The organism is Aminobacter sp. P4_H6_2 (assembly GCF_056400805.1).
Genome location: NZ_JBFUKO010000707.1, coordinates 1 through 2599, shown reverse-complemented (window position 1 = coordinate 2599; position 2599 = coordinate 1). Strand labels below are relative to the sequence as shown.

Genomic DNA, 2599 nt, shown 5'->3' with positions numbered 1-2599 from the left:
ACATAAGGGGGCAGGGGTTCTTCGCCGGTCGGGTGCATGAATGGCTCCATCTGGCTGGGTTGAGGGTGAGCGTTCGGGCCGGCCGGGCGTTTTTGAGCGATGCGGGCGCGCTTTTGTGGCACCGCGCCTCGCAAGAGGCCGGATCATGTCTGGGGAAGACTGGCGGCCGGTGGATCGCTCGTCAAGGGTGGGATTTTTGCGGCCCACCGACCGTCCGTCCGGCGTCTGTCCCGAAATTGGCCGGTCACAGCGCCGCTCCATGTACATTCCATGGACAATCGCCGCGGCTTCTCCGCATGGTTCGGTTGCGGAACCGAGGTTCCGAACCGGCCACGCCGGCCTGTCGTCGAGCCCTCGGAGCCATGGCTACCGTAGCCGTGGCGGGAGGTCGCCGCCGCCCTCCTTCGAATACCCGGTGCGCATCCGGTTCCCTCGAGGGCAGTGCGGAGAAGTATAAGCGTGGTTCTTCGGGCGTGGAGAAATCGGCGCCAAGTTTTTTTGAAAAATCAGGCAGTTCAATGGATTGGGAGAAAAGGTGCGGCGGATTTATCCACGGGGCCGTTGCGCGGTGGAGGAGGCAATCTGTGTTAGGCGGCAAATTACGCGAAGCCCTGTCAAAGCGGGCTTGAAATCACGCATTTGGCGCATCGAGGCATAGATTAGCTGATCTCTTCAGGAATGAAGCCTCCGGTCTGGCGTTTCCACAGACGGGCAAACAGGCCGTCCCGTTCGACCAGTTCGGCGGGCGTGCCTTCTTCCACGATGCGCCCTTGATCGAGCACGACGATCCGGTCCATACTCGCAATGGTTGACAGGCGATGCGCGATGGCAATCATGGTCTTTCCCTCCATTACCAGGTTGAGATTTTCATGAATGGCAGCCTCGGATTCGCTGTCGAGGGCGGAGGTCGCCTCGTCCAGTACCAGTATCGGAGCGTCCTTCAACAAGACGCGCCCGATGGCGATACGCTGGCGCTGGCCGCCCGAGAGCTTGATGCCACGGTCGCCGACGAATGCGTCATAGCCCTTGCGGCCTTCGCCGTCCGCTAGATCGGCAATGAACGTATCGGCCCTTTTGCCGCTTTTGCCACCTGTTCAATCTCATCCTGCGTCGCCTCTGGTCGGCCGTAGCGGATATTGTCGCCGACCGAACGGTGCAGCAGCGCGACATCCTGCGCGATGACCCCGATCCTGCGGCGAAGGCTTGGCTGCGTGACCGCGCGTATGTCTTGCCCGTCGATCAAGATCGCGCCGTCCCGTATGTCGTAGAACCGCAGCAGCAGGTTAACCAGCGTTATCTTGCCGGCTCCGGAGAGGCCTACCAGGCCAACCTTCTCGCCTGGTAGGACCGTCAAAGACAGCCCGTCGATCACCGGTCGGCCGGACTTGTATGCGAAGCTAACATTGTCAAAACGGATTTCCCCACGGCTGGCTGTCAGTTCAGCAGCGTCGGGCTGGTCGGTGATGGTGGGCGGCGTCGTCATAACCGGCATCGCGTCTTTTATGGTGCCTATCGCCTGGAAGATCTGCTGGCCCATCTGCAAGAAAGTGAAGGTGTGCGCGGACAGCCGGTTAAGGATGTAGACCGCCGCGACGAACTCCCCGACCGTGAGAAAGCCATCGACGAGGCCCGAGAAACCGATCGAAAGTATCGCCAGCCAGAGCGCCATGTTGAGCACAACAACGATCAGTTCCGACGTCCGGTAGATGCGTTGTTCTTGGTGCTGGGTGTGAATGGCCTTCTGAAGGATGCGGCGGATGGCACCCGCCTCGCTGTCTTCGGCCGCAAACTGCTTGACCATATGCATGTTGCTGTAAAGATCGGTGATGGCACCGGCGACGAGGCTACGCTGCTTGGCCGTGCGGCGCGAGCGTTCGGCAAAGATCGGTGCCAGCCTGACGGCGAGTGCCACGTTGAGCATGATCCAGACGAGGACCGGCAGAGCGAGTTGCCAGGACAACGCGCTGAGCACGATGAGGGAGCCGACCAATTGCAGCAGAAAGCGCGGCATCAATTGGAATGCGGCGATGATCTGCTGCTGGACCGCGGACGCCACCTGCGACAGGCGCGAGGCGACCTGTCCGGCAAAAAGATCATGAAAAAAAGCCAGGTCCTGATGCTCCACCGCCTTGTGACCCTGCCATTGGACAGCGGCTGGCATGCCCACACCGAGCGTATGGGACGTGAGGGTGTTGGTGAGAAACGAGGCGATCGGCATGCCCGGAAAGATCAGGAGGCCGAGGAAAGCAAGCAGCGGCCATTCGCTTTGCAGGAAAGCAAGCGCACCCTGTGCCGTCACACCGTCGACGATGACCGCAAGCCCCCAGACTATCGTCAGATTGATGGCCTCGACCGCCATGGAGGAGAGTGCCAGGGTGACCAGAACACCGCGAAACATCGAGATGAAGTGCAAGAGAACGGAGATCGGTCCCCTTGTGGGCAGCGGCCGGTAGGGAATGTCTAGCGGTTGGATCAGCGTTTCGAAGGGACGGTATATCGCGTCTGAAATCGACATGGACCGCTCGGGTAAAAGATCAGAAGTCGGGCGATGGACTTGGCGACTTGAGTGAAATAGGATCATCTTCCGATTGCAATGTAA

1 pseudogene is annotated in these 2599 nt (G+C 60.3%); it reads right to left on the bottom strand.

The features are described 5' to 3' along the window. Positions 1-659: 659 nt before the first annotated feature. Positions 660-2515: pseudogene (locus tag AC1DUU_RS28980) on the bottom strand (ABC transporter ATP-binding protein). Positions 2516-2599: the final 84 nt, after the last annotated feature.